The sequence below is a fragment of the Nocardia inohanensis NBRC 100128 genome, from assembly GCF_001612945.1.
GTDB classification, from domain to species: domain Bacteria; phylum Actinomycetota; class Actinomycetes; order Mycobacteriales; family Mycobacteriaceae; genus Nocardia; species Nocardia inohanensis.
Window position 1 is genome coordinate 398,201 of record NZ_BDBK01000016.1, and the last position, 24,566, is coordinate 422,766.

General features: G+C 66.8%; 27 protein-coding genes and 1 pseudogene. 19 read left to right on the forward strand and 9 right to left on the reverse strand.

All coding sequences use genetic code 11. The annotated features are described in order from the left end of the window. The first annotated feature begins 139 nt into the window (after positions 1 to 139). From NI1_RS29980 to NI1_RS29995, 4 genes are all read left to right on the forward strand, one after another. A complete protein-coding gene (locus NI1_RS29980) occupies positions 140 to 1,063 on the forward strand; it encodes a tyrosine recombinase XerC (protein ID WP_067827808.1) in 924 nt (307 codons plus the stop codon). Then, the gene (locus tag NI1_RS29985; protein ID WP_067827314.1) at positions 1,056 to 1,841 is read left to right on the forward strand and encodes an N-formylglutamate amidohydrolase; all 786 of its coding nucleotides are present in this window, start codon (positions 1,056 to 1,058) and stop codon (positions 1,839 to 1,841) included. The genes NI1_RS29980 and NI1_RS29985 overlap by 8 nt, the downstream gene beginning before the upstream one ends. Before the next feature lie 253 nt (positions 1,842 to 2,094). Beyond that, positions 2,095 to 2,874: a siderophore-interacting protein gene (locus NI1_RS29990; protein ID WP_067827316.1), complete on the forward strand. Its 780-nt coding sequence runs from the start codon at positions 2,095 to 2,097 to the stop codon at positions 2,872 to 2,874. A gap of 125 nt (positions 2,875 to 2,999) precedes the next feature. After that, a complete protein-coding gene (locus NI1_RS29995) occupies positions 3,000 to 3,374 on the forward strand; it encodes a GatB/YqeY domain-containing protein (RefSeq protein ID WP_067827811.1) in 375 nt (124 codons plus the stop codon). 56 nt (positions 3,375 to 3,430) lie between these two features. Here the strand turns inward: NI1_RS29995 and NI1_RS30000 are convergent, their stop codons facing one another. Together NI1_RS30000 and NI1_RS39615 are read right to left on the reverse strand one after the other, a co-directional pair. After that, a complete protein-coding gene (locus tag NI1_RS30000) occupies positions 3,431 to 3,949 on the reverse strand; it encodes a DUF1990 domain-containing protein (RefSeq protein WP_067827326.1) in 519 nt (172 codons plus the stop codon). A gap of 133 nt (positions 3,950 to 4,082) precedes the next feature. After that, positions 4,083 to 4,508, reverse strand: a pseudogene (locus NI1_RS39615) (M23 family metallopeptidase); the annotation flags it as partial. 397 nt (positions 4,509 to 4,905) lie between these two features. On the opposite strand from NI1_RS39615, the gene rpsB reads away from it, so the two are divergent. Both rpsB and tsf read left to right on the forward strand, forming a co-directional pair. Next, the gene (gene rpsB, locus NI1_RS30010) at positions 4,906 to 5,769 is read left to right on the forward strand and encodes a 30S ribosomal protein S2 (RefSeq protein ID WP_067827328.1); all 864 of its coding nucleotides are present in this window, start codon (positions 4,906 to 4,908) and stop codon (positions 5,767 to 5,769) included. Positions 5,770 to 5,877: 108 nt separating this feature from the next. Next, a complete protein-coding gene (tsf, locus tag NI1_RS30015; protein ID WP_067827333.1) occupies positions 5,878 to 6,705 on the forward strand; it encodes a translation elongation factor Ts in 828 nt (275 codons plus the stop codon). 71 nt (positions 6,706 to 6,776) lie between these two features. Here tsf and NI1_RS30020 read toward each other — a convergent pair whose 3' ends face one another. The 3 genes from NI1_RS30020 to NI1_RS30030 form a co-directional block, all read right to left on the reverse strand. Then, entirely contained in the window at positions 6,777 to 7,055 is a 279-nt protein-coding gene (locus NI1_RS30020) for a hypothetical protein (protein ID WP_157535404.1), read from the reverse strand. 87 nt (positions 7,056 to 7,142) lie between these two features. Then, entirely contained in the window at positions 7,143 to 7,670 is a 528-nt protein-coding gene (locus NI1_RS30025) for a cupin domain-containing protein (protein ID WP_218026840.1), read from the reverse strand. A gap of 10 nt (positions 7,671 to 7,680) precedes the next feature. Continuing rightward, positions 7,681 to 8,562: an NmrA/HSCARG family protein gene (locus NI1_RS30030; protein ID WP_067827339.1), complete on the reverse strand. Its 882-nt coding sequence runs from the start codon at positions 8,560 to 8,562 to the stop codon at positions 7,681 to 7,683. Positions 8,563 to 8,669: 107 nt separating this feature from the next. Here NI1_RS30030 and NI1_RS30035 point away from each other — a divergent pair, with 107 nt between their 5' ends. The 4 genes from NI1_RS30035 to NI1_RS30050 all read left to right on the forward strand — a co-directional run bounded on the left by NI1_RS30035 (position 8,670) and on the right by NI1_RS30050 (position 12,007). Beyond that, a complete protein-coding gene (locus NI1_RS30035; protein WP_067827342.1) occupies positions 8,670 to 9,539 on the forward strand; it encodes a helix-turn-helix transcriptional regulator in 870 nt (289 codons plus the stop codon). 159 nt (positions 9,540 to 9,698) lie between these two features. Continuing rightward, the gene (gene pyrH / locus NI1_RS30040; RefSeq protein ID WP_067827345.1) at positions 9,699 to 10,433 is read left to right on the forward strand and encodes a UMP kinase; all 735 of its coding nucleotides are present in this window, start codon (positions 9,699 to 9,701) and stop codon (positions 10,431 to 10,433) included. A gap of 36 nt (positions 10,434 to 10,469) precedes the next feature. Continuing rightward, a complete protein-coding gene (frr, locus tag NI1_RS30045; protein WP_067827347.1) occupies positions 10,470 to 11,027 on the forward strand; it encodes a ribosome recycling factor in 558 nt (185 codons plus the stop codon). A 44-nt stretch (positions 11,028 to 11,071) separates the two neighbouring features. Beyond that, positions 11,072 to 12,007 carry a phosphatidate cytidylyltransferase gene (locus tag NI1_RS30050; RefSeq protein WP_245663467.1) on the forward strand — a complete coding sequence of 312 codons (936 nt, stop codon included), beginning with the start codon at positions 11,072 to 11,074 and terminating at the stop codon, positions 12,005 to 12,007. A 66-nt stretch (positions 12,008 to 12,073) separates the two neighbouring features. Here NI1_RS30050 and NI1_RS30055 read toward each other — a convergent pair whose 3' ends face one another. Further along, the gene (locus NI1_RS30055) at positions 12,074 to 12,439 is read right to left on the reverse strand and encodes a LapA family protein (RefSeq protein WP_245663468.1); all 366 of its coding nucleotides are present in this window, start codon (positions 12,437 to 12,439) and stop codon (positions 12,074 to 12,076) included. Between the two features lie 113 nt (positions 12,440 to 12,552). Here NI1_RS30055 and rlmN point away from each other — a divergent pair, with 113 nt between their 5' ends. After that, positions 12,553 to 13,665 (forward strand): dual-specificity RNA methyltransferase RlmN, encoded by a 1,113-nt coding sequence (rlmN, locus tag NI1_RS30060; RefSeq protein WP_067827350.1) that lies wholly within the window; start codon positions 12,553 to 12,555, stop codon positions 13,663 to 13,665. A gap of 55 nt (positions 13,666 to 13,720) precedes the next feature. After that, complete coding sequence (locus NI1_RS30065; RefSeq protein WP_157535405.1) at positions 13,721 to 14,302, forward strand: DUF7691 family protein; 582 nt, start codon at positions 13,721 to 13,723, stop codon at positions 14,300 to 14,302. Positions 14,303 to 14,309: 7 nt separating this feature from the next. Here NI1_RS30065 and NI1_RS30070 read toward each other — a convergent pair whose 3' ends face one another. Continuing rightward, positions 14,310 to 14,747 (reverse strand): DUF8021 domain-containing protein, encoded by a 438-nt coding sequence (locus tag NI1_RS30070; protein ID WP_067827356.1) that lies wholly within the window; start codon positions 14,745 to 14,747, stop codon positions 14,310 to 14,312. A 132-nt stretch (positions 14,748 to 14,879) separates the two neighbouring features. On the opposite strand from NI1_RS30070, the gene NI1_RS30075 reads away from it, so the two are divergent. From NI1_RS30075 to NI1_RS30090, 4 genes are all read left to right on the forward strand, one after another. After that, entirely contained in the window at positions 14,880 to 16,043 is a 1,164-nt protein-coding gene (locus tag NI1_RS30075) for a low temperature requirement protein A (RefSeq protein ID WP_067827358.1), read from the forward strand. Between the two features lie 47 nt (positions 16,044 to 16,090). Continuing rightward, a complete protein-coding gene (locus NI1_RS30080; protein WP_218026841.1) occupies positions 16,091 to 17,053 on the forward strand; it encodes an SMP-30/gluconolactonase/LRE family protein in 963 nt (320 codons plus the stop codon). 243 nt (positions 17,054 to 17,296) lie between these two features. Further along, the gene (locus tag NI1_RS30085; protein WP_067827364.1) at positions 17,297 to 18,031 is read left to right on the forward strand and encodes a DUF8020 domain-containing protein; all 735 of its coding nucleotides are present in this window, start codon (positions 17,297 to 17,299) and stop codon (positions 18,029 to 18,031) included. 268 nt (positions 18,032 to 18,299) lie between these two features. Next, complete coding sequence (locus NI1_RS30090; RefSeq protein ID WP_084523933.1) at positions 18,300 to 18,974, forward strand: DUF8020 domain-containing protein; 675 nt, start codon at positions 18,300 to 18,302, stop codon at positions 18,972 to 18,974. A gap of 75 nt (positions 18,975 to 19,049) precedes the next feature. Here the strand turns inward: NI1_RS30090 and NI1_RS30095 are convergent, their stop codons facing one another. After that, a complete protein-coding gene (locus tag NI1_RS30095; protein WP_067827366.1) occupies positions 19,050 to 19,334 on the reverse strand; it encodes a DUF2631 domain-containing protein in 285 nt (94 codons plus the stop codon). A gap of 198 nt (positions 19,335 to 19,532) precedes the next feature. Here NI1_RS30095 and dxr point away from each other — a divergent pair, with 198 nt between their 5' ends. The 3 genes from dxr (at position 19,533) to NI1_RS30110 (ending at position 23,818) form a co-directional block, all read left to right on the forward strand. After that, complete coding sequence (gene dxr / locus NI1_RS30100) at positions 19,533 to 20,672, forward strand: 1-deoxy-D-xylulose-5-phosphate reductoisomerase (protein ID WP_067827369.1); 1,140 nt, start codon at positions 19,533 to 19,535, stop codon at positions 20,670 to 20,672. A gap of 23 nt (positions 20,673 to 20,695) precedes the next feature. Continuing rightward, positions 20,696 to 21,898 carry a M50 family metallopeptidase gene (locus NI1_RS30105; RefSeq protein ID WP_067827371.1) on the forward strand — a complete coding sequence of 401 codons (1,203 nt, stop codon included), beginning with the start codon at positions 20,696 to 20,698 and terminating at the stop codon, positions 21,896 to 21,898. A 201-nt stretch (positions 21,899 to 22,099) separates the two neighbouring features. After that, a complete protein-coding gene (locus tag NI1_RS30110) occupies positions 22,100 to 23,818 on the forward strand; it encodes a TerD family protein (RefSeq protein ID WP_067827374.1) in 1,719 nt (572 codons plus the stop codon). 3 nt (positions 23,819 to 23,821) lie between these two features. Here the strand turns inward: NI1_RS30110 and NI1_RS30115 are convergent, their stop codons facing one another. Continuing rightward, positions 23,822 to 24,499: an endonuclease V gene (locus tag NI1_RS30115; protein ID WP_245663469.1), complete on the reverse strand. Its 678-nt coding sequence runs from the start codon at positions 24,497 to 24,499 to the stop codon at positions 23,822 to 23,824. Positions 24,500 to 24,566: the final 67 nt, after the last annotated feature.

Here is a 24,566-nt window from a genome sequence, read left to right on the forward strand (position 1 = left end):
TCTTCAGGTGGTGGGCGGGAGGTTGAGTGGCACATCAGGGTGGCGAATCCAGGCGGATCCGACGGTGGTGTGCCACTCAACCGTGGGGTCTTCGGCGGGGGCGCTTGCGGTGGGGGCGGATTGGGGTCAGCGTGGGGGGATGGGTGGATTGCCGGAGGATTTGGAAGCGTTGCTGGTGGAGTACGGGCGGCATTTGCGGTTGGGGCGGAATCGGTCGGCGCATACCGAGCGGGCCTATGTGGGGGATGCGCGGTCGTTGTTGGAGCATTTGCTGGCGCGGTCGGCGGATTCGGGGGTGGGGGAGGTGGATCTGGCTTTGCTGCGGTCCTGGCTGGCGGAACAGGCGGCGAGTGGGGCGGCGCGGACGACCATGGCGCGAAGGTCGTCTTCAGCTCGGACGTTTACGGGGTGGCTGGCGCATACGGGGCGGTTGAAGGTGGATCCGGGGCCGCGGCTGGGGTCGCCGCGGGCCCATCGGGTGTTGCCGGCGGTGCTCGGGAAGGAGCAGGCGAAGGCGGCGATGACGGCGGCGGAATCGGGGGCGGCGCAGCATGATCCGATGGCGTTGCGGGATCGGTTGATCGTGGAGATGTTGTATGCCACCGGGGTTCGGGTGAGTGAGCTGTGCGGGCTGGATATCGAGGATGTGGATCGGGAGCGGCGGCTGGTGCGGGTGCTGGGGAAGGGGAACAAGGAGCGTTCGGTTCCGTTCGGGGCGCCGGCCGATCGGGCTTTGGAGTTGTGGTTGCGGCATGGGCGGTCGGCCTTCGCAACGCCGGATTCGGGGCGGGCGCTGTTGCTCGGCCGCCGGGGTAAGCGCATCGATCCGCGTCAGGCGAGAACGGTTGTGCACGAAGTGATTTCCGCTATCCCGGGCGCACCCGATATGGGCCCGCACGGCTTCCGGCACACCGCCGCCACCCACCTGTTGGAAGGTGGCGCCGACCTGCGGGTGGTGCAGGAGATCCTCGGTCACACCAGCCTCGCCACCACCCAGCTCTACACCCACGTCTCCATCGACCGCCTGAAGAAGGTCCACGACCAGGCCCACCCCCGTGCCTGATTCGTTCGAACTCGTTGCGGGACACCCGGACTCGCCGATCATCCTCCACGTCCCCCACTCGTCCCGGGTCATCCCATCCGAAGTCCGCGCGGCCACTCTGCTCGACGACCTCGCCCTGGAACTCGAACTCGACCACCTCACCGATGCCCACACCGAACACCTCGCCGCCACCGCCGCCGATCGCGCCCGAATCCGTCCCTGGCAGTTCGTGAACCGGATGTCCCGCCTGGTCGTCGATCCCGAGCGTTTCCCGGACGACCGCGAGGAGATGCTCGCGGTAGGCATGGGCGCGGTCTACACCCGAACAACCACCGGCACCCCACTGCGCCCCGCCGATTTCGACGCGAAACCCTTGCTGGACAGCTATTTCCATCCCTATGCCGAGGCCATGACCGCCCTTGTCGCCGATCGCCTGGCCGCCGCCGGGCGCGCCGTGATCCTCGATGTGCACTCGTATCCGACCCACCCGCTGCCGTACGAACTGCACGGCGACGGCCCCCGACCGCCGATCTGCCTGGGCACCGACGTATTTCACACCCCATCCGCGGTGCTTGCCCGCGCCACCGAGATCTTCGGCGTCATCGGTAAGACCGACATCGACACTCCATTCGCGGGCACCTACGTTCCCCTGGCCCACTACGGCACCGACGCCCGCGTCGCCGCGCTCATGATCGAGATTCGCCGCGATACCTACATGCTCGAGCCCGGCGGTCCACCCACTCCCGAGTTCGCCCGGGTCGCAGCAGCTCTGGCCGCATTGGTAGATGAGCTCGCCTGACCGGCCCTGGATCGCATGGATGCGACCGAAACCCGCGAGGCAGCGGGCACGCCGGAATCAATCCGCGCGGTATGCGGTTGACCAAGCAGATTGCGGTCTTCATCGGAGCGCCGGCGGGTGGTACGTGCTGGTCAGAGCTTTATGTCTGACGGGTGCATGTGGGCTGCCGACCATTATCACACCGGCGCACTATCGCGACTGTATCGACGAGCTATCGGAAGTCGTGCTAGGTTTACTTAGGTAATCCTAATTTATGGAGGTATTGGTTGTGGCTCGCTCGCGTACGACCTTCGTAGTGCAGAACACGGTCCGGCTCTCCGACCATCTGATTCGTGTCCGGCTCGGCGGCCCCGGGTTCGCCGCCTTCCAGCCGAACGCCTTCACCGATGCCTACGTCAAGCTCGTGTTCCCGGGCGCCGACGGTGAGACCGTGCGGACCTACACCGTGCGCGAGGTCGACGCCGCCGCGGAGGAGATCGTCATCGACTTCGTCTACCACGGTGACGAGGGTGTGGCCGGGCCCTGGGCGGCGACCGCCGAACCCGGCGACACCATCGAGCTGATGGGTCCCGGCGGGGCCTACGCTCCGCGCCCGGACGCGGACTGGCACCTGTTCGCGGGCGACGAGAGCGCCCTGCCCGCGATCGCCGCCGCCTGTGCCGCGCTGCCGTCCGACGCCGTCGGTTCGGTCTTCCTGGAGATCGCCGGTCCCGCCGACGAAGTCTTCTTCCCCTATCCGGAAGGCGTGCAGCGCACCTGGATTCACCGCGGCGATGCCGAGCCCGGTGCGCTGCTCGCGGCGGCGGTCAAGGCCGCCCCGTGGCGGGACGGCCAGGTCCAGGTCTTCATCCACGGTGAAGCCCAGGCGGTCATGCACGAGCTGCGTCCCTACATCCGCAAGGAGCGTGGGGTGTCCGCCGAGTGGGCGTCCTCCATTTCCGGGTATTGGCGGCGCGGCCGCACCGAAGAGGGCTTCCGCACCTGGAAGTCCGAACTGGCGGAGCGGGAGAAGGCCGCCACCGCCGGCGTCTGAGCCGTTGTGCCCCGGGCGATGTGGTGGTCACCGAACCGCCGCATCGGCTCGCGGTGGATCGCGAACCACGGCGGTAGCCCGGAATGTGCTCGACGCGACCGGATTTCGACCGTACCGTGCGATTCATGACCGCCGACCGCTCCACCGCGACCCAGCCCCTGCGTGACCGCCTGCGTGCCGCCCTCCCCGTGGCGATGAAGGCCCGCGACCGCACCGCGACGGCCGCCATCCGTTCGGCCCTGGGCGCGATCGACAATGCAGAGGCAGTGGACGGTTCCGACGTGAAAGCGGGCGCGATCGAAGACAGCGCGGTCGGCCCCGGCACCGCCGAACGCGATCGCCGTATCCTCACCGAAGCCGACATCGAAGCCATCGTGCGCGCCGAGATCACCGACCGGCTCACTGCCGCAACCGAATACGAGGGCCTGAACGGCGGCGTCGATCGCGCCGCCTCCTTGCGCGCCGAAGCCGCCGCCCTCACATCTCTCCTCGAAGCCTGACGAAGAACACGGCGGGGAGGACCACGCATCGGCGTGGTCTGGAGATCGCGGGTGGATCAGTGCGGGGGAGCGAGGGTGCGGATGTAGCGTGCGGCGAACCATCGTTGGATGAGCCGCACCACCGGCCCGCCTGCCCGCACATACCAGGTTGCGGGCCGTGAGAATGCCGCGACCACTCCGTACACCGACCCGTCGGCGGGGTCGTATTCGACCGTGAACACCTCCTCGCCGCTCTCCGGATGGCCGGGCAAGGTGCCGTAGGCGAACCCTCGCCGGTCGGGTTCGTCCAGTACGTACACCACCCGGCACGGCGCGATGATCCCGATCGGCCCGAGGCCCAGTCGAACCGTCAGTTCGGTACCGGGCTCGGCGGTGGGCGTACTTGCCTCTCGGAAGATATTGGTGCCCCGCTGCATTCGATACGCGAGGATCTGCTCACCCGCGCTGTCGAACAACTCCCGCCCCGAGCCGATTCGCAACCGCAGCCGGAAATGGTCGTACCCCGCCGGAAACTCACCTGCCGTCGCGCCGACATCCGGATAGGTGAACGCAACCGTGCCCGACCGCTTCGTCATACCCCCATCCTGAACTCGCGCAGACAGTCTGAACAGGGCTGTCGCTCGTGAACCGCGTCTCGCTACGGCGTGGCGACGCTGCTTCGAATCGTTCGCCCCTATGGAGGACGTGCAGGCTCGATTGCTGCGCCGCAATCGGTTTCAGGCGAATCGGGATCGCGCGCAGGAGGCCGAGGGGATCGAGGTAGTCGTCGTCGCGTCGTAATCCCCAATGCAGGCAGGCCACGACCGGGCACCCTTCGTGCCCGGCTGCCAGCGTCCCGATCGTTTCGCCGTGAAGCACCCGGCGCCCCACCGCGACCGATGCGGTGACCGGTTCGTACGTGGTGCGCAGCCCACCGGCGTGATCGACCGAGACCACCGGCTTGCCCGCAACCGTCCCCGCGAACACCACGATGCCGTCGCCCGCGGCGCGCACCGGATCTCCCGGGCTGCCGGCCAAGTCCACGCCACGATGGCCGGGCAGCCAGTTCTGCGCGGGTTTGTCGAACGCCCGCACCACCGCCGGCTTCGGCCGTAGCGGCCATTCGAACCGTTCGCCCGGGGCTGCCGCACACATCGGCGCGGCGAGCGACGACACCAGCCACAACAGCGGGAGGAGGCCGAAGGCAATCCATTTCGGGCGCATGTGACAAGGCTCCGCCCCACGGCATCGAAGGGAACACGATCCTCGGCGAGTGTGGACGACACGTACGTTTGTGAATACCCGCCTGGTCGGACTCATCGACCCCGCAACCGGCACGTTCGCGCTGGCCGAGGGCCCGATTTCGCCTCTCCGTAACCCCTGCGTAGACTGGTCCAGCGGTTTGCGTTGCGTGCAGACCGACTTCGCGCGCCTACATCGAAGGCCGTCGGCTGGTCCCCTGAAATCTTTCGGAGGGTTCCGGTGGCTGTGGGCGCCAGGGCAGGGATCGCCGATTCCTGTGTCAACCAGCAAAAAAGGAGTAACGGGAGCTATGGCTGTCGTAACTATGAAGCAGCTGCTCGACAGCGGCGCGCACTTCGGGCATCAGACCCGCCGTTGGAACCCGAAGATGAAGCGGTTCATCTTCACCGACCGCAACGGCATCTACATCATCGATTTGCAGCAGACGCTGACCTACATCGACAAGGCCTACGAGTTCGTCAAGGAGACCGTTGCCCACGGCGGCACCGTCCTCTTCGTCGGCACCAAGAAGCAGGCCCAGGAGTCGATCGCCGCTGAGGCGACCCGCGTCGGCATGCCCTACGTGAACCAGCGCTGGCTGGGCGGCATGCTCACCAACTTCTCGACCGTCCACAAGCGCTTGCAGCGCCTGAAGGAGCTCGAGGCCATGGAGCAGACCGGTGGCTTCGAAGGTCGCACCAAGAAGGAAATCCTCATGCTGACGCGTGAGAAGACCAAGCTGGAGCGCACCCTCGGCGGCATCCGGGACATGGCCAAGGTGCCTTCGGCCATCTGGGTGGTCGACACCAACAAGGAGCACATCGCCGTCGGTGAGGCTCGCAAGCTGAACATCCCGGTCATCGCGATCCTGGACACCAACTGCGATCCCGACCTGGTCGACTACCCGATCCCGGGTAACGACGACGCGATCCGTTCCGCCGCGCTGCTGACCAAGGTCGTGGCTTCCGCGGTCGCCGAGGGTGTGCAGGCTCGTGCCTCGCGCGCCGGTGGCGATTCGAAGCCCGAGGCCGGCGCCGGCGAGCCGCTCGCCGAGTGGGAGCAGGAGCTGCTGTCGCAGGCCGCCCCCGCCGCCGACGCTGCCCCGGCCGTCGAGACCGCCGCCGAGGCGGAGCTGAAGGAAGATCCGGCCACCAAGACCCCGGCCGACTTCTGATCCACGCCTACAAGGCATCTGTTCACCTTGCCGACCGCTGACGTTAGGTCGCGGTCGGCAAGGTGTGACACCCACAGACTTTCACTCACAAAGGGAGGCTCGCCCGAGATGGCGAACTACACCGCCGCCGATGTGAAGCGGCTCCGCGAGCTCACCGGCTCCGGCATGATGGACTGCAAGAAGGCGCTCGAGGAGAACGGCGGCGACTTCGACAAGGCCGTCGAGTTCCTGCGCATCAAGGGCGCCAAGGACGTTGGCAAGCGTGCCGAGCGCTCCACCGCCGAGGGCCTGGTCACCGCGCAGGACGGCGTCCTCGTGGAGATCAACTCCGAGACCGACTTCGTCGCCAAGAACGCGGAGTTCCAGGAGCTGGCGAACGCCATCGTCGCGGCTGCCGCCAAGGCTCGCCCGGCTGACCTGGACGCCCTGAAGGCTGTCGAGCTGGACAACGGCAAGACCGCCGACGCCGCCCTCCAGGAGCTGGCCGCCAAGATCGGTGAGAAGCTCGAGCTGCGCCGCGTCGCCACCTTCGACGGCAACACCACCGTCTACCTGCACAAGCGCGCCACCGACCTGCCCCCCGCCGTGGGTGTGCTGGTCGAGTTCACCGGCGAAGGCGATGCCGCCGCCGAGGTCGCTCGTGCCGCCGCGATGCAGGTCGCCGCGCTCAAGGCCAAGTACGTCACCCGCGATGAGGTTCCGGCCGACCTGGTCGAGAAGGAGCGCTCCATCGCCGAGGCGACCGCCCGCGAAGAGGGCAAGCCCGAAGCCGCCCTGCCGAAGATCACCGAGGGTCGCGTCAACGGCTTCTACAAGGACGTCGTCCTGCTGGAGCAGGCGTCCGTCACCGACTCCAAGAAGACCGTCAAGGCTCTTCTCGACGAGGCCGGCGTGACCATCACCCGCTTCGCTCGTTTCGAGGTCGGCCAGGCGTAATCGCCTGACAAGCCCGAAAAGGCCCTCCGCGCATCGTTTTCCGATGCCCGGAGGGCCTTTTCTTTGTCGGCCTATCCTAGGGCTGAGGTCTGGACGCAGGCGTTGGATCCGAGCGCGCAGCCGATGTCGAACACGACCGCGAGGATGCGCATGAAGGGGTAGGCCGCCGACCATGCGAGTTGGGCGCTCTGGGAGCTGCTGCCGGTCGAGGGCACGGTGGTATCCGCTGCCGACGTTCCGGTGGCGGCGACGAGCGCGGCGCTGATGGCGATGCCGGCGATTCCGGCGCGCAAGGTGCCGCGGGATTTGCTCATCGAGATCATCCGATCGGCGTGACGTGGGTGGTTCATGCCGAGGAAAATATCCGAAGCATTAGTGTTTCACAGTGTTTCGGCACCCCGGGAGCCGCGGCACCCCAAACTGTGTCGCCCGGTCGATCAGGCGACCGGGCGATTCTGCAAGGCCGTCAGCTGGTGGATGTCGTGCTTCAAACGCAGTTCTCCGATCAAGTCCGGGGTGGCTTCGCCGGAGAGCAGGAGTTCGCTCAGTTCGGCCAGGTACTTCTCGTGCCCGGACGGCGTGACCATGAAAAGCATTTTGGCCGTGCTGGTTCCGGGGTTGTAGAAGGCGTGCGGGCACCCGGCGGGCACATACATGAAAGCGCCCGGGCCGCCGCGGAACACGGTCGTCCCATCCGCTGCCTCCCAGGTGGTCCAGTCGCCGATCGCCTCGGCGGCGGGATGAAAGGCGAGCAACTCCAGCTCACCCTCGACCACGTAGAAGATCTCCTCGGCATGCCCGTGCCAGTGCGCGCCGACGTCGAAACCCGGTGGGACTTCGGCTTCGAAGGCGGACCAGGCGTCGGAGCTCTCGGCGCCGACCTTGAGGGTCATGGTGGGCTGGACTTTTTCGCCCGCGCCGGGCGGCAGGAGAAGGCCGTTACTGGCCAGCAATCCATCGGTCACGGCGGGCTCCTCAGAGTTTCCAGTCGGTGGCGCTGATCCACGCCTCGAGGGTTTGCAGTTCGGGCAGGGCCGCGCGCAGCGGCGTCACGTCGATCGATTCGGGGTGTTCGTTGAAGTAGGCGAACATCTTTCCCACCTGCGGGTCGAAGGCGCTGATCGCCGCGATCGGCACCGTCACCGTCTTGGATGGCAATCCAGCCGCGTGGCCGAAGGTTTCGGCGATCTGCCGGGGCGTCAGCACATCACCGGCAAGTCCGATGGCCTGTCCGATGTACTGCGCCGGCCGCTCGAACGCCAGCGCCGCGAACCGCCCGATATCGTCGATCGCGATGAGCGGCATGGGTGTATCCGGCCCGACCGCCAGCGACAGCACCAGCTCGTCGCCGACCCGCGCGGGCTTGCTGTAGGTGGCGAAATTGTCCATGAACGACACCGGCCGCAGCATGGTCGCGGGCAATCCGAGCGCGCGAATGTGCTCCTCGATGTGCTTCTTGGCGTCGTAGTACTCGATCCCGGACCCGGAATCGACCCCGTTGAGCGAGCTGTACACCAGGTGCGTGATCCCGGCTTTGGCCGCCAGCTCGGCGACCCTCTTCCCGTGCCGTTCCTCCTCCGCGACCGCCTCCAGGCTGATGTTGTGCCCGCGCATCATGGTCAGCATCAGGAAGATTCCGTAGGCCCCGTCCATGGCGGCGCGCAGCGAATCCTCGTCGTCGAGATCGCCCCGGAAAAGCTCCGCCCCCGCCGCCGCCAGTGCCCGCGCCGCATCCGATTCCGGGTTGCGTACGAATGCTCTTACCGCCCAGCCTTTTTCGAGCAGTGCCCGCGCGGTCGCCCCGCCTTGCCGCCCGGTTGCGCCGATGACCAGCACCGGTCCCTTGTCGTTCGTCATGTCTTGCTCCCGCCGTTTCCGATCTGATGATCACGGTAGGAACCCGCGCGCCGACCTGTCCTGGTGGCGATACTGCTACCCAAACGATCAGTACGGGGGAGGTCGAAATGGTAAGCGGCAACGGCAATCCCGCCACCGGCACCGAACGGCACGTCGAGCTCGGCCGGTTCCTGCGCGCGCAGCGGGAACGGCTGCAACCCGCCGATGTCGGGATCACGCCGTACGGCGACCCGGCCCGCCGCCGCACCCCCGGACTGCGCCGCGAGGAGGTCGCCGAACTCTCCGGTGTCGGACTGACCTGGTACACCTGGCTGGAACAGGGTCGCGAGGTGGAGGCCAGCCGTCAGGTCATCGACGCGCTGGCCCGCACCCTGCGCCTGGATCCGGATCAGCATCGCTATCTGCGGCTGCTGGCGGGGCTGGCCGCGCCCTACGAGGAGTACTCGGCGGCCGACCGGGCCCGGCTGCAATGGCTGGTGGATTCGATGCTGCCGAGCATCGCCGCCATCTACGATCCGGTCTTCGATTTCCTGGTCTGGAACCGCGCCTACGCCGTGGCCCGCCGCGACCCCCTTGAGATGCCCGCCGGCCGCCGCAATCTGCTCTGGATGATGTTCACCGACAGCGTGAATCGCGCCATGATGCCGCATTGGGAGCATGCGGCCCAGGCGGTGATCGCGCAGCTGCGTGAGACGCTGGGCCGCCGCCCGGCGGATCCGCGGCTGGCCGCGCTGGTCGCCGGTCTGAGCGAGGCGAGTCCGGAATTCCGGGAGTGGTGGTCGGATTACCGCGTCCGCAGATTCCGTCCGGCCGGTATCCGCATCGACCATCCGCGCGCCGGGACAATCGAACTGGAGGTATTCCAAATGCGCCCGGTCGAGGATCCCAATCTGCTGCTGGTGACCCAGATACCCGCCACGCCGGAAGCCGAGCAGCGTCTCGTCGCACTGCTGGCGACTCCCGAAACCGGGCCGTGATCGCGCGAATTCCCGCCTGGAACGAGGGTCGCCTCACCAACTCGCCCACTCGTGAGGCAGGATAGACAAAGCTTGTTGCCGTCCCGTGCGATTCGCTTGCGCCGGGATGGTCTTTTCATGTGCGTGCACCACGCGCGTCTGCCGAGGATAAGGAGACCGATGACGGACCCGGATACGGCGCCCGACCGCAAGGGCTATCGCCGAGTGCTCCTCAAGCTGGGTGGAGAGATGTTCGGCGGTGGCGGGGTCGGCCTCGATCCCGATGTGGTTCAGACGGTCGCCGAACAGATCGCGGAAGTTGTCGAGGACGGTGTACAGGTCGCGGTCGTGATCGGCGGCGGCAATTTCTTCCGCGGCGCCGAGCTCGAGGAGCGCGGCATGGAACGCGCCCGCTCGGACTACATGGGCATGCTCGGCACGGTCATGAATTCCCTTGCGTTGCAGGACTTCCTGCAAAAGCAGGGCATCGACACCCGGGTGCAGACCGCCATCACGATGGGCCAGGTCGCCGAACCGTACCTGCCGCTGCGGGCCAAGCGGCACCTGGAGAAGGGCCGCGTGGTCATCTTCGGCGCCGGCATGGGCATGCCCTACTTCTCCACCGACACCACCGCCGCCCAGCGCGCGCTGGAAATCGGCGCGGAAGTGGTGTTGATGGCCAAGGCGGTCGACGGCGTGTTCTCCGCGGACCCCCGCGAGGACCCGGACGCCACCATGTTCACCGAGATCACCCATAAGGAAGTCCTGGAACAGGGTCTGAAGGTGGCCGACGCCACCGCGTTCAGCCTGTGCATGGACAACCAGATGCCGATGCTGGTGTTCAATCTTCTGACCAAGGGAAATATCGCCCGTGCGGTCGCCGGTGAGAAAATCGGCACGCTGGTCCGTTCGTGACCGCAAAAGACACGTTGACGCTGTGGAGGAATCGCCGTGATTGAAGAAGCGCTCTTCGACGCCGAAGAAAAGATGGAGAAAGCCGTCTCGGTGGCGAGGGACGATCTGGGTTCCATCCGGACCGGGCGGGCGAATCCGGGCATGTTCTCCCGGATCGTCATCGACTACTACGGCTCGCCGACCCCCATCACCCAGATGTCGTCGATCACCGTGCCCGAGCCGCGCATGCTCGTCATCAAGCCGTACGAGCAGGCGCAGCTGCGTGAGATCGAGACCGCCATCCGCAATTCGGATCTGGGGGTGAACCCGACCAACGACGGCCACATCATTCGCGTGCAGGTGCCGCAGCTGACCGAGGAACGCCGCCGCGAAATGGTCAAGCAGGCCAAGTCCAAGGGCGAGGACGCCAAGGTCGCGATCCGCAATGTGCGCCGCAAGACCATGGACGAGCTGGGTCGCATCCAGAAGGACGGCGAGGCCGGCGAGGACGAGGTCGGGCGCGCCGAGAAGGAACTCGACAAGACCACTCAGAAGTACGTCGCGAGCATCGACGAGCTGGTGAAGCACAAGGAAGCCGAACTGCTCGAGGTCTAGACGGCCGGAGGATCCGGCCGGGGGTAGGGACGAACGGACGACAAGTGAGCGACGGGACAATCGTGGCCGAAGATACTGCCGCCACCGACGCGGCGACCCCGCGGGACGAGGGGGCTGCCGAGGCGACTCCGGCGCCCGCGGCCGAATCCACTCCGGCGCCCAAGTCCAAGGCCGGACGTAATCTGCCGGCGGCGCTGGCGGTCGGGCTCGGACTGGGGTTGTCTCTCATCGCGATCCTGCTGTGGGCGCCCAAGGTGCTCGTCGGCGTGATCGCGGTGGCGATGGCGGTGGCGACCTGGGAGGTCGCCAAGCGGCTGCGCGAGGCCGATGTGCTGGTGCCGCGGATTCCGCTGTTGCTGGGCGGGCAGGCGATCATCTGGCTGGCCTGGCCGGCCGGTCCGCAGGGCGTGCTGGGCGCGTTCGGGGCCACGGCATTGACGATGATGGTGTGGCGGTTGTTCGACCACGGGCTGACCGCTACGCCCCGAAACTATCTGCGCGACACCGCGATCAGTGTTTTCGTGCTGGCCTGGGTGCCGCTTCTGGCGTCGTTCGCGGTGCTGCTGCTGGATCAGCACGACGGCAATCTGCGGGTGCTGACCTTCATGATCCTGGTGGTGTGCTCGGATGTCGGCGGGTACGTGGCGGGGGTGCTGTTCGGCAAGCATCCGATGGTGCCGCACATCAGCCCCAAAAAGTCCTGGGAGGGTTTCGCCGGGTCGCTGGTGTTCAGCGTCATCGGCGGGCTGCTGACGGTAACGCTGCTGCTGCAAGCCAATTCGATGATCGGCGTGCTGCTGGGTGTCGGGCTGGTGCTGGTGGCGACCAGCGGTGATCTGATCGAATCGCAGATCAAGCGGGAGCTGGGCATCAAGGACATGGGCACGCTGCTGCCCGGCCACGGCGGCATCATGGATCGACTGGATTCGATGCTGCCGTCGGCCTTCGTGGCCTGGCTGGTGCTGACCGCGCTGCTCTAGCGCCTTTTCTTCGAAAGGGGGCCCGGGGATTTCGCCCCGGGCCCCCTTTCGATTCACGGGATCGCGCTACTTCGTGGCCTTCTTGGCAGCCCTGCGTAGCTGGAGAATCCGGTAGCCGCCGACCAGCGCGGTGCCGAGCGCACCGACGATGACGGCGAGCAGCACCAGCACTCCGATGGGCAGGTTCCAGGTCCACATGAAGAGTTCGACCCGGGCCTGTTCCAGGTTCTGGAGGATGAATACCAGTACCACGATGCCCAGGATCGCGGCGAGTACCAGCCCGACCCAGGCGTAACCGGCGCGAGTCTTCAGCACGCCCTGGCCTTTTTGCTTCGAGGATCCCTTGCTCGGCGTCGGCTCTGCGCCCGAGGTGGGCATATCGGCGGTGGTCATGGCTTGATCATTGCTGATCGCTATGACCGGTGCACGCATATCGCCCCTTATCTCCGGTATGTCGCTTCAGCTGCGCGTTTGCCTCGAATGTGACGAGCGGCTCGCACCCCGCCGCCCCGCGACTCGCTTCCGGATGGAAAACTGGAGGGGTTATGACTGCCACCCCCTTGCCCCTCGTTTTCGATGCCCCCCGCCGTGGTCTGCCGCCCCGGCATCTAGCCGACCTCGATTCGGCCGAACGACGCAAGGTGGTCGAGGAGCTCGGCCTGCCCAAGTTCCGCGCCGACCAGATCGCCCGGCAGTACTACGCCCGCCTGGTCGCCGACCCGGATCAGATGACCGACCTCCCCGAAGCGATGCGCTCGAAGGTCGCCGAAGCGCTGTTCCCGAAGCTGCTCACCGAAGTCCGCCACGTGGTCTGCGACGACGGCACCACCCGCAAAACCCTCTGGAAAGCCAACGACGGCACGCTCCTCGAGAGCGTCCTCATGCGCTACACCGACCGCAACACCCTGTGCATCTCCAGCCAGGCCGGCTGCGGCATGGCCTGCCCGTTCTGCGCCACCGGCCAAGCGGGCCTGAACCGCAACCTCTCCACCGCCGAAATCGTCGACCAGGTCCGCGCGGCAGCCGCGTCCCTGCGCGACGGCGAAGTCTCCGGTGGACCCGGCCGCCTCTCCAACATCGTCTTCATGGGCATGGGTGAGCCGCTCGCCAACTACAAGCGAGTGGTGAACGCCGTCCGCCGCATCACCTCTCCCGCCCCCGACGGTCTCGGCATCTCCCAGCGCAACGTCGTGGTCTCGACCGTCGGCCTGGCCCCCGCCATTCGCAAACTGGCCGACGAAGACCTCTCGGTCACCCTCGCCGTCTCCCTCCACACCCCCGACGACGAACTCCGCGACACCCTGGTCCCGGTCAACAACCGCTGGCCGGTCGCCGAAGTCCTCGACGCCGCAAGGTATTACGCCGACAAGTCCGGCCGCCGAGTCTCCATCGAATACGCCCTGATCCGCGACATCAACGATCAGCCCTGGCGCGCCGACATGCTCGGCAAGAAACTCCACAAAGCCCTCGGTTCCCGAGTCCACGTAAACCTCATCCCCCTCAACCCCACCCCCGGCAGCAAATGGGACGCCTCCCCGAAACCCGTCGAACGCGAATTCGTCCGCCGCGTCGAGGCCCAAGGCGTCCCCTGCACCGTCCGCGATACCCGAGGCCAGGAAATCGCCGCCGCCTGCGGCCAGCTCGCCGCCGAAGGCTGATTCCCGCATCCGGCGTCGATTCTCGATGTCGTATGTGTCCCATAGGCTTTCGGCTGTGTCTCATATCCTGCACGTGTATCTCGTCGATCTGGCCGAGCTCGAGTCGGTGATCGGCTCGAAAGACGAGAAGTTCCTGAACCGGCTGCTTGCCGAAGTGTCCCAACATGATCCGGAAGACGGCTGCTGCGAGCGGTGCGATGTGCCCGATTGCCAGGATCCGGAGTGTGAGGAATGCGAGCTCTGTGAGGATGCTCGTTATCCGCAGGCTTTGCGCGCTGTGTTCGAAGGCGGGCCGTTCGATGAAAACAATGCCGAAGCTTATGTGGACGCACTGGAATCAATCTGCGACGAGCTGGGCCCCTCCATCGGCGACGTGAATTTCTGGTTCGGTTACGAGGGACTTCCGGACGAGATCCTGGATCTGGCCGGCGGCATGAACGGCGAGGGCCCGCTTCCGTGCACCGAATGGAACGGGTGGGGTCATATCGACAAGGAGAGCTGCGCGCGAGGGCTGGCCGAATGGGAGGCCATCGCCGCGGGGCCCGATGATCGTGGCGGCTATGCGGGGCCGATCGCCGAGTGGTTCCGCGCCGCCAAAGAAGCCGACAAGGATCTCATCGGCTTCTGGGCGGGCTAGCCGGGGGTCAGACCGGGATGATGGTGGCTTCGATGGTCTGGATCAAACCCTCCCGGATGACGAAGGTTTCGGTGATCTCGACGGTCATCAATTTGACGCCCGCGAAACCGGAGTCGAGTAGGTAGCGGGTGCTGACCAGGTCGCCGGATTCCGACATTTGCAGGTCGCGGATGTTTTGGATGACGGAGTACTGCACTCCGTGCTCGAGGTCGGAGGCCAGTTGGGGGCCGGAATGGCCGGTTTTGAGGCCGGCTTCGACGCGGGTGGCATCGGGGGCGAAGGGGACGGCGGAGGCGTCGTGGGTGACGAGGGCGTCGATGTAGGCGCGGGCGATGGCCGTGCGCGGGGTGTCCGCCGGGGTCGGGGCCGCCGTGGCGGTCGCCGAGCCGAGGCCGATCGCCGCGGCCGATGCTGCCGCGACGATTACGGCTTGTTCGATTCTCATGGGGTGAATATTCGCGTGAACGGGGCTGGCGCGCAGCGGAATCCGGTAGCGGGTGGTGCTGGACGGGTGCGGGGCGGGGGTTGCGGTTACAGTGAACGCCGCAGTTGGCGGGCTAGGCAGGGATTTACGGGTGTGACGGAACCTCTTCACGAGGCGCATGAGCGGGCCAGTTGGGCCGAGTTGTTCTTCGATCTGGTGCTGGTTTTCGCGGTGACGCAGGCGGCGCATCTGCCGGTGTCGCACGAGGGGTGGGGTGCGGTCGGGCAGACGGTGTTGTTGCTGGCCATCATGTGGTGGTCGTGGGTGGGGACCACGCTGGCGGTGCACGGGGTGGAGGATTCGAATCGGCAGCGGATATTTCTGTTCGCTTGCGGATTGTGCATGTTCGTTATGGCGATTACGGCGGCGCATGCTTTCGCGGGGCTGGGGCAGCCTTTGATCTTCGCGGTGGCGCATTTGGTTTTACGGACCCTGCTGTGGGGCGAGATGATGCGGAAGCGGGCGTTCGCGGAGGCGGGGACGTTCGGTAGCTGGGTCAACCCGTTCACGGTGACACTGGTGGCCGCGGTGCTGTTGGTCGGCGCCGCGCTGGGGCCCGAGGGCGTGGTGCGTCATGGGCTCTGGATGGTCGCGGTGTTCTTGGCTTTCGGTGGTCCGGCTCTGCTGGCGCCGCGGCTGCGCAGCGTGCAGTTCGGTGCGACGCATCTGCCGGAGCGGTTCGCGTTGTTCGTGATCATCGCGCTGGGGGAGATGGTGGCATCGGTCGGATCCGAGGCTGCCGCGGCGCATCTGGGGGTGCTGTCCTGGATCGCTGTCGCCCTGATCTTCACGCTGGGCTGCGGGTTGTGGTGGCTGTACTTCGCCTTCGGCTTCTCGGCCATCGAGCATTCGTTGCGCACCAACCAGGTTCGCGGCGCGGTGGTCCGGGATGTGCTGAGCTACGGCCATTTCCTGCTGGTGGTCGGGCTGGTGCTGGTCGCGGTCGGTGCGCGCAGCCTGGTCGAGCATCCGGCCGAGGTCCCGCACGGCGTCAACGGCTACCTCCTGCCGATGGGCGCCGCGCTGTTCGTCTCGGCCTTCTGCTTCACGCGCTGGCGCATGTTCGGCGCCCCCACGGTCGGCCGTCTCACGGGAGCCTCGGTGCTGGCGGTCTCGATTCTCTTCGCGCCGCACATTCCAGCGATCGCGATGCTGACGCTGGTGGCCGCCATTCTCATCGCCCTGAACGGCTACGAACACTGGTCGGTCTCGACGGGCCGGCCGCTGCTGCTGGTCCGCCTGCCGTCCCGCGCCTGAAATTCGGATCTGGCCCGAACGGTGATCAGGTACGTACTGTACGTTCGGTGCCCGCTACCGGGGCGTGGTCGATTTCGGGGGTTGTGATGGCTGTTTCGTCGTGGAGCCGGCTGGGAGCCGTTGCGGCGCTGACCATGTTGGGCGTACTGGCACCGGCCGGTGCCGGAGCCGAAGCCGCCGGGTGTTCGCAGGCGACGGTCGAAACGGTGGCCGGAGCGCGCGTGCCGCTGCTGGATTGGGCGGAGAACGCCGCGTTCGATGGCACCGGCGCGCTGTGGGTCTCGCGTACCGCGCGGGGTGTGGTGGAGCGCTACGACCGTTCCGGCGTTTCGACCGCGTCGGTACCGGTCGCCCTGCCCGGTGCGATCCGGTTGGGGCCCGACGGTCTGCTCTATGTCACGACCGGTGATTTCCCGACCAGTGCGCTGCTGGGCAACGGTGGCGTGGTTCGCTTCGATCCCGCTGCCGCGCAACCGATTCCGGAGACCTTCGTCGGCGGCCTGGGAATGGCCAACGGGGCGGATTTCGATGCGGAAGGAAACCTCTACGTCGGGGTGACCTATGCGGGGCCGATGCGGGTGCGCCCGGATGGCAGCGTCGACACCGCGTGGACGGCGGCGGTGCGCGGCGCTTTGGCTTTCGACAATCTCGGCGCGAACGGCGTTGTCGTGCACGGGGATTCGGTGTACGTGACCTTGTTGCAGAGTCTCACCGGGCGGATCATGCGGATTCCGCTGAATGATCCGGCGCATCCGGTGGTGGCGGCGGATCTGTCGCCCGCCCTGTTCGCCGCGCCCGCACTGCCCGACGATCTGGCGGTGGGCCCGGACGGCCGGTTGTACGTCGGGACCGTCACCGGCCAGCTGGTTCGAGTCGATCCCGGCACCGGTGTCGGTTGCACGGTGCTGACCGGAGAACCGATCACCAGCGTGACATTTGCTCCGGGATCGCCGAATGAGCTCTATTTGACCTCCGAGGTGGGCGATCTGCGCCGCGTGCACCTGGGCTGACCAGCTGCCGGTGGTGCCCGGCTTCCTTCCGAGTTGCCCGGCGGGTAACTTCGCAAGAGTCATACGTCCCACGCATACACAGTGTGCTGTGCGACATTTACCGGCCGGTAAGTGAGATGCGCTATGAATAGGCATTCTTAGCTACCATTCAGTAACGCCTTTGCTGGACACTTGACTAGGGCGCTTGAGAAGCCTCCCACTCTGATCCCCGGAGTGCCCTCACGGAACAGCAAAGAAGTAGCTATGAAGTTGAAGAAGGCTGCCGCGACCTCGGCTTTGGTCATCGCGGCTCTCGGAATCGCCAGCGGCACCGCTCACGCCCAGCCGGCCCCCGCGCCCGCTCCGGCTCCCGGTGTCATCCCCTCGCTGCTCGACGGCGTCAATCAGGGTGTCGGCCAGGTGCTGCCGAGCATTCACTGGAATGTCGCCCAGGAAGGCGACTCGGTCGTGGTCACCACCGACCATGGTTCGATGACCACCGATGACGGGCTGCTTCAGGTGCGCGACGATGCGGGCAATGTGCTCGTCGGCTTCCCGCTCAGCTACTCGCTCGGGGATCTCGAGTACCCGATCCAGGCCGGTGTGCAGGGTCTGCGCGCGGTACTGACCCCGAGCACCAATCAGGCCGATGCGCGCCCGACCGATGCCTTCCGGCACGACGTGGTGCGCCAGGACGCGTTCGATGACGCGGTCTCCGCCGCGGCCACCCAGTTCGGCATCATCACCGCCATCGGCACGCTGGTCGGCACGATTGTCGGCGCGGGTGCGGGGTGCGTGCTCGGCATCATCGGCGGTGCGACGCTGAGCCTGCCGGTGCTCGAGGCGGCCGGTCTCGGTCCGATTCTGGGTTGCTTGGCCGGTGCGGGTATCGGCATCCCGCTGGGTGCTGCCGCAGGTCTGATCCTGACCGGCATCCCGGCCGCGATCATCGTCGGCATCGGTTTCGCCCAGCGGATCAACGCGCCCGAGAACCAGTAGGCCGCGCGCGTTCGCAAGGTCAGTGCCCGCTTCCGGTCGCCGGAAGCGGGCTCTTGCGGTTCAATAGACATGAACCAAAAGTTTGCTTTGATCGATTGAAACAGACTTCAAGAACATGAACTGTAACGAAATCATGCTTGATGACTCGTTTTGGCTATAAATTGGCAACACTTCGGCAACATCCGCTGGCGACTCTTGTCTCGGGTGCTCGATGAGGACCTGCGATCCCCGCAGAGGACGCATCCGCTGAAGAAAGCGACGAGAAGTCATGCGTATCAAGAAGTTCGCCGCCACCTCGGCCCTGGTCATCGCGGCGCTGGGCATCTCCACCGCCACGGTCAACGCGGCCCCGGCCGCCCCCGCCGAGTCGTCGGGCATCCACTGGAACACCGAACTGGCGGGCAATTCCGTCGTGCTGCACACCGATGCCGGTTCGCTCACCACCGAGGGCGATCAGTTCCAGGTGCGTGACGGCCAGGGCAATGTGCTCACCGCGTTCCCGCTGAATTTCGTCAAGTCCGATGGCATGGCGGTGCCGGTCGCGGCGCAGATCGACGGCAATACCGCGACCCTGACCCCGAACCTGGATCCGGCCGCCGCGCGCCCCACCGCGCTGCTGCACGATGTGGTGCGCCAGGACGCCTTCGATGACGCGGTCTCCGCCGCGGCCACCCAGTTCGGCATCATCACTTCGATCGGCACGCTGGTCGGCACCATCGTCGGCGCGGGTGCGGGCTGCGTGCTCGGCATCATCGGCGGTGCGACGCTGAGCCTGCCGGTGCTCGAGGCGGCCGGTCTGGGCCCGATCTTGGGTTGCTTGGCCGGTGCGGGTATCGGCATCCCGCTGGGTGCTGCCGCGGGTCTGATCCTGACCGGTGTCCCGGCCGCGATCGTGGTCGCGATCGGCTTCGCCAACCGCATCAACCTGCCCGAGAACCAGTAGCCGGAAACAACAAATCGGGCCAGGTCAGCGGAGGTGACCTGGCCCGATTCTCGTTGTCTCGGAGCTACATCCGGACTAGCGCGGCTTGCGCTGGAGGATGGAGTCGCGGATCAGGATGAGCGCCAGGCCCGCCGCGAAGAGGATCAGGAAGACGTAGCCGACATTGCCCGAACCGGACGAGCTGCCCTGCTGGTTCTCGAAGAGCATGGCGAGCAGGATGACGACGACGACCCAGCCGGCGGTACGGGCGGTACGACGGGATTCACCGCTCCACCCCCAAGCGGCGGACGGAACCTCGGCAGTGTCGACCTTGGTGACGACGTCCGCGGGGTGTGCGGGTTCCAGTTCCGTGGCGGCCACTTTCGCTCCTTGATGGCTCGATTCGATTACTGGACCATATCGTGGCATACGACTGCCTGTCGTAGCCAGCAGGGGCACGCCCAACTCTCGGGTGCTCTCAGGGGCAAGCCCCTGAAACCCCGACCGGAACGGAGCCCGAACTCGACTGGCTAAACCCCGCTGGCAATCCCGGGCGGCCGCGCAGGAGAGAATGAATTCGTGTCCGACGTTGTGAAAGTTCTGCTGCTGGGCAGCACCGGTTCCATTGGCACCCAGGCGCTCGAGGTGATCGCCGCGAATCCGGATCGTTTCGAGGTGGTCGGGCTGGCCGCGCGGGGCGGGAATACCGAGCTACTCGCGCAGCAGATCGCGGCGACCGGGACGAGCAACGTGGCTGTCGCGGATCCGGCTGCGGCCGCGAAACTGGGTGTGGCGCTTGCCGGTCCGGATGCGGCTACCGAATTGGTGCGGCGGACCGATGCGGATGTGGTGTTGAACGCGCTGGTCGGCAGTCTCGGATTGGAGCCGACGCTCGCGACGCTGGAATCGGGGCGGCGACTTGCGCTGGCCAACAAGGAATCTCTGGTGGCGGGCGGCTCGCTGGTCACCCGGGCGGCCAAGCCGGGGCAGATCGTCCCGGTCGATTCCGAGCATTCGGCGCTGGCGCAGTGCCTGCGGGGTGGGCGCGCCGAGGAGGTCGACAAGCTGGTGCTGACCGCGTCGGGTGGACCGTTCCGGGGGTGGACCGCGGAGATGCTGGAATCGGTGAATCCGGCTGAGGCCAAGGCACATCCGACCTGGTCGATGGGTTTGATGAACACCCTGAATTCGGCCTCGCTGGTGAACAAGGGCCTGGAGTTGATCGAGACGCATCTGCTGTTCGGGGTGCCCTACGACCGCATCGACGTGACGGTGCATCCGCAGTCCATCGTGCATTCCATGGTCACCTTCACCGACGGCTCCACCCTGGCCCAAGCCAGTCCGCCGGATATGAAGCTCCCGATCGCGCTCGCGCTGGGCTGGCCGGACCGGGTGCCGGGCGCGGCGGCGGCCTGCGATTTCTCGACCGCCTCCACCTGGACCTTCGAACCGGTCGACAACAAGGTGTTCCCGGCGGTGGAGCTGGCGCGCCGGGCCGGTAAGGCGGGCGGTTGCGTGACCGCGGTCTACAACGCCGCGAATGAGATCGCGGTGCAGGCGTTTCTCGACGGGATCATCAAGTTCCCCGATATCGTGCGCACCGTGACCCGGGTGGTGGAGTCAGCCGACCGCTGGACCGCCGAACCCGGTAGCTTGGACGAGGTGCTCGCGGCCGATGCGTGGGCGCGCGAGACCGCCGCCACGATCGTGCGCGGCTGATTCCAGGAGGGTTCGTAACCGGCATGGTGTACGCGATCGGTTTCATCCTGTTCGCCCTCGGCATCACGTTCTCGGTGGCTCTGCACGAATGCGGCCATATGTGGACGGCCCAGGCGACCGGCATGAAGGTGCGGCGTTACTTCATCGGCTTCGGCCCGAAGGTGTTCTCGTGGACGCGCGGTGAGACCGAATACGGGTTGAAGGCGCTGCCGCTGGGCGGTTTCTGCGATATCGCGGGCATGACCGCGCTCGACGAACTCGACCCCGAGGACATCGATCGCGCCATGTACCGGCAGGCCACCTGGAAGCGCATGCTGGTCATGTCCGGCGGCATCCTGATGAACTTCGTGCTCGGCTTCATCCTCATCATGATTCTGGCGGTGGCGTGGGGGCTGCCGCGTTTCGATCAGCCGCCGGAGACCCAGCTGAGCGCGCCGACCTGCGTGTCGGATCAGGGTCCGGACCTGAAGGGAATCCCGTGCACCGGTGAGGGACCCGCCGCCAAGGCGGGCCTGAAGCGCGGTGACATCGTGACCGCGGTCAACGGCACCAAGATCACCACCTGGGCGCAGTTCCGTGAGCAGACCGAGAAGCAGACCGGCACCTTCACCTACACCGTCGATCGCGACGGCCAGACCCTCACCGTTCCGGTCACCCCGCAGCAGGCGACGGTCTACACCGAGAAGAACGGCACCCCCAAGACCGTCTCCAAAGTCGGTGTCGGACATGACGTCTACGGCCCGGTGCAGTACAACGTACTGGCCGCCATCCCGGCCTCGGCCGCCTTCACCGGCGATATCGCGGTCCGCACCGTGCAGTCCCTGGCCCAGATGCCCGCCAAGGTCGCCGACCTGTGGCACGCCATCACCGGCGGCGAGCGCGACCCGGAGACCCCCGTCTCGGTCTACGGCGCCAGCCGCATCGGCGGCGAGACCGCCGAGCACGGCGCCTGGCCGATCTTCATCCTGACCCTGGCCAGCCTGAACTTCTTCCTCGGCGCCTTCAACCTGCTGCCGCTGCTGCCCCTGGACGGCGGGCACATGGCGGTGGTGATGTACGAGAAGATCCGCAACACCCTGCGCGGGCGCAAGGGCCTGCCGCCGGGCGCACCGGTCGACTACCTCAAGCTGCTGCCCGCCACCTACGTGGTGGTGGTACTCGGCGGCGCGTACATGGTGCTGACCCTCGTCGCCGATATCGTCAACCCCGTCAAACTCTTCCCCTGAAATCCCGGATCCGACAAACCGAACCGCGTTGACCGACAATGCGTGCCGCGATCGAACCGGGGCTCGCTGAGTGTCGGTGCCGCTGGGTAATGTGCCTCGCACGGGGGCGTTGCTCGGCGCGGGTGGGGATTTCGGATCCAATGTTCCTGGCGCGGTGGCGCTCTCACGATCACTCGCGTGAGAAGGAACGGTGTTTGCGTCGTGGAATTGACGCGGGGCGCGAACGCGCCGGTAGCGGCTTCGGCAGTGTCGTTGGTGGTGGAGTGGGAATCGGGGCGGGAGGTCGACCCGCAGGCGCTGCTGCTGGCTGAGACGGGGAAGATCCGGTCCAACGACGATTTCGTGTTCTTCAATGCGCCCCGGCATCCTTCGGGCGCGGTGCAATTGGAGGACGCCGGGAGCGGGCGGGCCACGATTCGCCTGGGGCTCAACGCAATCGAGACCGGCGTCGACCGCGTGGTCATCGCCGGATCGGTCGAGACGGGCTCCTTCCGCGATGTGCCTGGGCTGACCGTCTCGGTGCGCGACGGCAGCCGGGAATTGCTCCGCTACGTGGTGCAGCGCTCCGAAGCCGTGACGGCCATGGTGCTGGGCGAGTTCTACCGGCGCGGCGTGGAGTGGAAGTTCCGCGCCGTCGGACAGGGCTGGGACAGCGGATTGCGCGGCCTGGCAGAGGAATTCGGCGTCGAAGTGGATGACGAGCCGGATGCGCCCCACCCGCTGCCCGAACCGGGCCGGACTCCGCCGCCTGTCGGTTCGCCGGTGCCGGCCCCGGATGTCACCGTCAGCTCGCCCGCTCGCGGCTCGCATCTCGATCCGCCCGCCACGCCGGTCCAGCCCGCGGGGTGGTATCCCGCCCCGGCCGATCCGGCCCGCCTGCGGTGGTGGAGCGGGACCGGCTGGTCCGACGACTATCGAAAGGCGTTCCCCGCCGACGATCCCGCCCACTGCGCGCGCTGCGGCCGCCCGAAGAGCGTGCCTCGTTTCGGGGGTTTCGGCGCGGCGCACGCCTGCCGCTGGTGCGAGAACGAAGTCGCCGAACTGCTGGAGACCTGGCGGCAGCAAGCCTGGCAGGTGCTGGGCAGCACCGGTCCGGACGGCCCGCGCTGGGACGAGCTGTGGGTCATGCTGCGGTTCCACATGATCAGTGAATCCACCGGGCGGGAAGCGTTGCAGTCCTTGGCCGTTTCCCACCTGGAACGGGTCGTGGCCTTCGCCTTCGCCGACGGCGAGATCGAACAGCAGGAGCTGGATCACTTCGAGCGCACCGTCGCGGCCTTGGGTGCGGCGACCGACTTGTCGGCGGCCGACCGGCATATCGACGGTCTGCGCCGGCGCATGCTGCGTGGTCGCGCGCTGACCCAGGTGAAGGTCGGCGACCTACCTCGGATCGACCGTCCGGACCTGCACCTGGAGGCGGACGAACTGCTCTACGTGGACGTCAACTCGACCCAGATCAGGTATCTGGCCAGCGGCCCCAAGCACACCGGCGGCCGATTGATCGGCAGCAGCAAGAAGCTGCGCTTCGTCGGCACCGGCGCGGGCACCGAACTGACCTGGACGAAGATCGTCTCGGTCCGCCACGAGTACGACACCGTCGTCATCTCCGCCACCACCGCCCGGGGCGGCGGCACCTATCGGGTGCCCGACGCCGAATACGTCGCCGCCGTACTGGAAGGCGCGCTCCGAGTGGCCAAACGCCTGGTCCTCGCCCCTGGTCAACGGGATTCCCGGGCGATTCCCCAGGATGTGAAATCGCAGGTGTGGCAGCGTGACGGCGGCAAGTGCACCCAGTGCGGGGCCGCGGAGTACCTGGAGTTCGATCACATCATCCCCTGGAGCCGCGGCGGCGCCACCAGCGTCGACAATCTCCAGATCCTGTGCCGCCGTTGCAATCTGGAGAAGGGCGCGCGGATCTGAAACCTAGACCGCGAGTTCCTCGAGCAGTTGCCGGCACAGCCGATCCGCCCGCCGCGTGGTCTCCGGCTGCCGGAACTCCGGCGTCAGCGAAAGCACCTGGGCGCATGCGGTTTCCAGATCGATGAGATGCCCCACCGACACGAACACCGGTTTGACCCCGGTGCGGGTGCGCAGTGCGCGCCCCACCGGATCGCCGTCGATGGTGATCTCCGAATACGACCCGCGCTCCGCGCCCGGCATCTCGAACCGCCCCCACGCGTTCTTCGCCACCCCCAGCGTCGGCGTCTCGGTGACGAGCCCGAAGTGACAGGCGAACCCGAACCGCCGCGGATGCGCCAGCCCCTGGCTGTCGCAGATGAACAGATCGGGTGTGACAGTGAGCTTTTCGAGCGCCTTGATCGTCGTCGGCAGTTCCCGGAAGCTCAGCAGGCCCGGTACGTAAGGGAAATCGGTATGCCCCCGCGCGGTGGCGGTCTCGACGGTCTCCAGGGTCTCGGTATCGAGCACCACGATGGCCGCCACCACATTGCCGTCGTCGTCGTACGCGGAGTCAAGCCCCGCTACCGTGCGGAAGCTCGGCGGCCGCGGGTTCGCGGTGACCACCTGCGAGCGGAGCCGATCCTGTAGCGCGATAGCCTGCTCGGGGCTGTCCGGCCACGGATCGGGATTCGCTACCTTCACATTTCGCTCCGTATACCTTCGCGCCATCTGCAACGAATAAGAACTGTAGGCCCCGGCCGGTTCGGGG

What these genes read in the sequence shown, in the direction of transcription:
- NI1_RS29980 (WP_067827808.1), top strand. Translation starts at nt 140, where the DNA reads ATGGGTGGATTGCCGGAGGATTTGGAAGCGTTGCTGGTGGAGTACGGG.
- NI1_RS29990 (WP_067827316.1), top strand. Translation starts at nt 2,095, where the DNA reads ATGGAGGTATTGGTTGTGGCTCGCTCGCGTACGACCTTCGTAGTGCAG.
- NI1_RS29995 (WP_067827811.1), top strand. Translation starts at nt 3,000, where the DNA reads ATGACCGCCGACCGCTCCACCGCGACCCAGCCCCTGCGTGACCGCCTG.
- NI1_RS30000 (WP_067827326.1), bottom strand. Translation starts at nt 3,949, where the DNA reads ATGACGAAGCGGTCGGGCACGGTTGCGTTCACCTATCCGGATGTCGGC.
- rpsB (WP_067827328.1), top strand. Translation starts at nt 4,906, where the DNA reads ATGGCTGTCGTAACTATGAAGCAGCTGCTCGACAGCGGCGCGCACTTC.
- tsf (WP_067827333.1), top strand. Translation starts at nt 5,878, where the DNA reads ATGGCGAACTACACCGCCGCCGATGTGAAGCGGCTCCGCGAGCTCACC.
- NI1_RS30020 (WP_157535404.1), bottom strand. Translation starts at nt 7,055, where the DNA reads ATGAACCACCCACGTCACGCCGATCGGATGATCTCGATGAGCAAATCC.
- NI1_RS30030 (WP_067827339.1), bottom strand. Translation starts at nt 8,562, where the DNA reads ATGACGAACGACAAGGGACCGGTGCTGGTCATCGGCGCAACCGGGCGG.
- NI1_RS30035 (WP_067827342.1), top strand. Translation starts at nt 8,670, where the DNA reads ATGGTAAGCGGCAACGGCAATCCCGCCACCGGCACCGAACGGCACGTC.
- pyrH (WP_067827345.1), top strand. Translation starts at nt 9,699, where the DNA reads ATGACGGACCCGGATACGGCGCCCGACCGCAAGGGCTATCGCCGAGTG.
- NI1_RS30055 (WP_245663468.1), bottom strand. Translation starts at nt 12,439, where the DNA reads ATGCGTGCACCGGTCATAGCGATCAGCAATGATCAAGCCATGACCACC.
- rlmN (WP_067827350.1), top strand. Translation starts at nt 12,553, where the DNA reads ATGACTGCCACCCCCTTGCCCCTCGTTTTCGATGCCCCCCGCCGTGGT.
- NI1_RS30070 (WP_067827356.1), bottom strand. Translation starts at nt 14,747, where the DNA reads ATGAGAATCGAACAAGCCGTAATCGTCGCGGCAGCATCGGCCGCGGCG.
- NI1_RS30085 (WP_067827364.1), top strand. Translation starts at nt 17,297, where the DNA reads ATGAAGTTGAAGAAGGCTGCCGCGACCTCGGCTTTGGTCATCGCGGCT.
- NI1_RS30090 (WP_084523933.1), top strand. Translation starts at nt 18,300, where the DNA reads ATGCGTATCAAGAAGTTCGCCGCCACCTCGGCCCTGGTCATCGCGGCG.
- NI1_RS30105 (WP_067827371.1), top strand. Translation starts at nt 20,696, where the DNA reads ATGGTGTACGCGATCGGTTTCATCCTGTTCGCCCTCGGCATCACGTTC.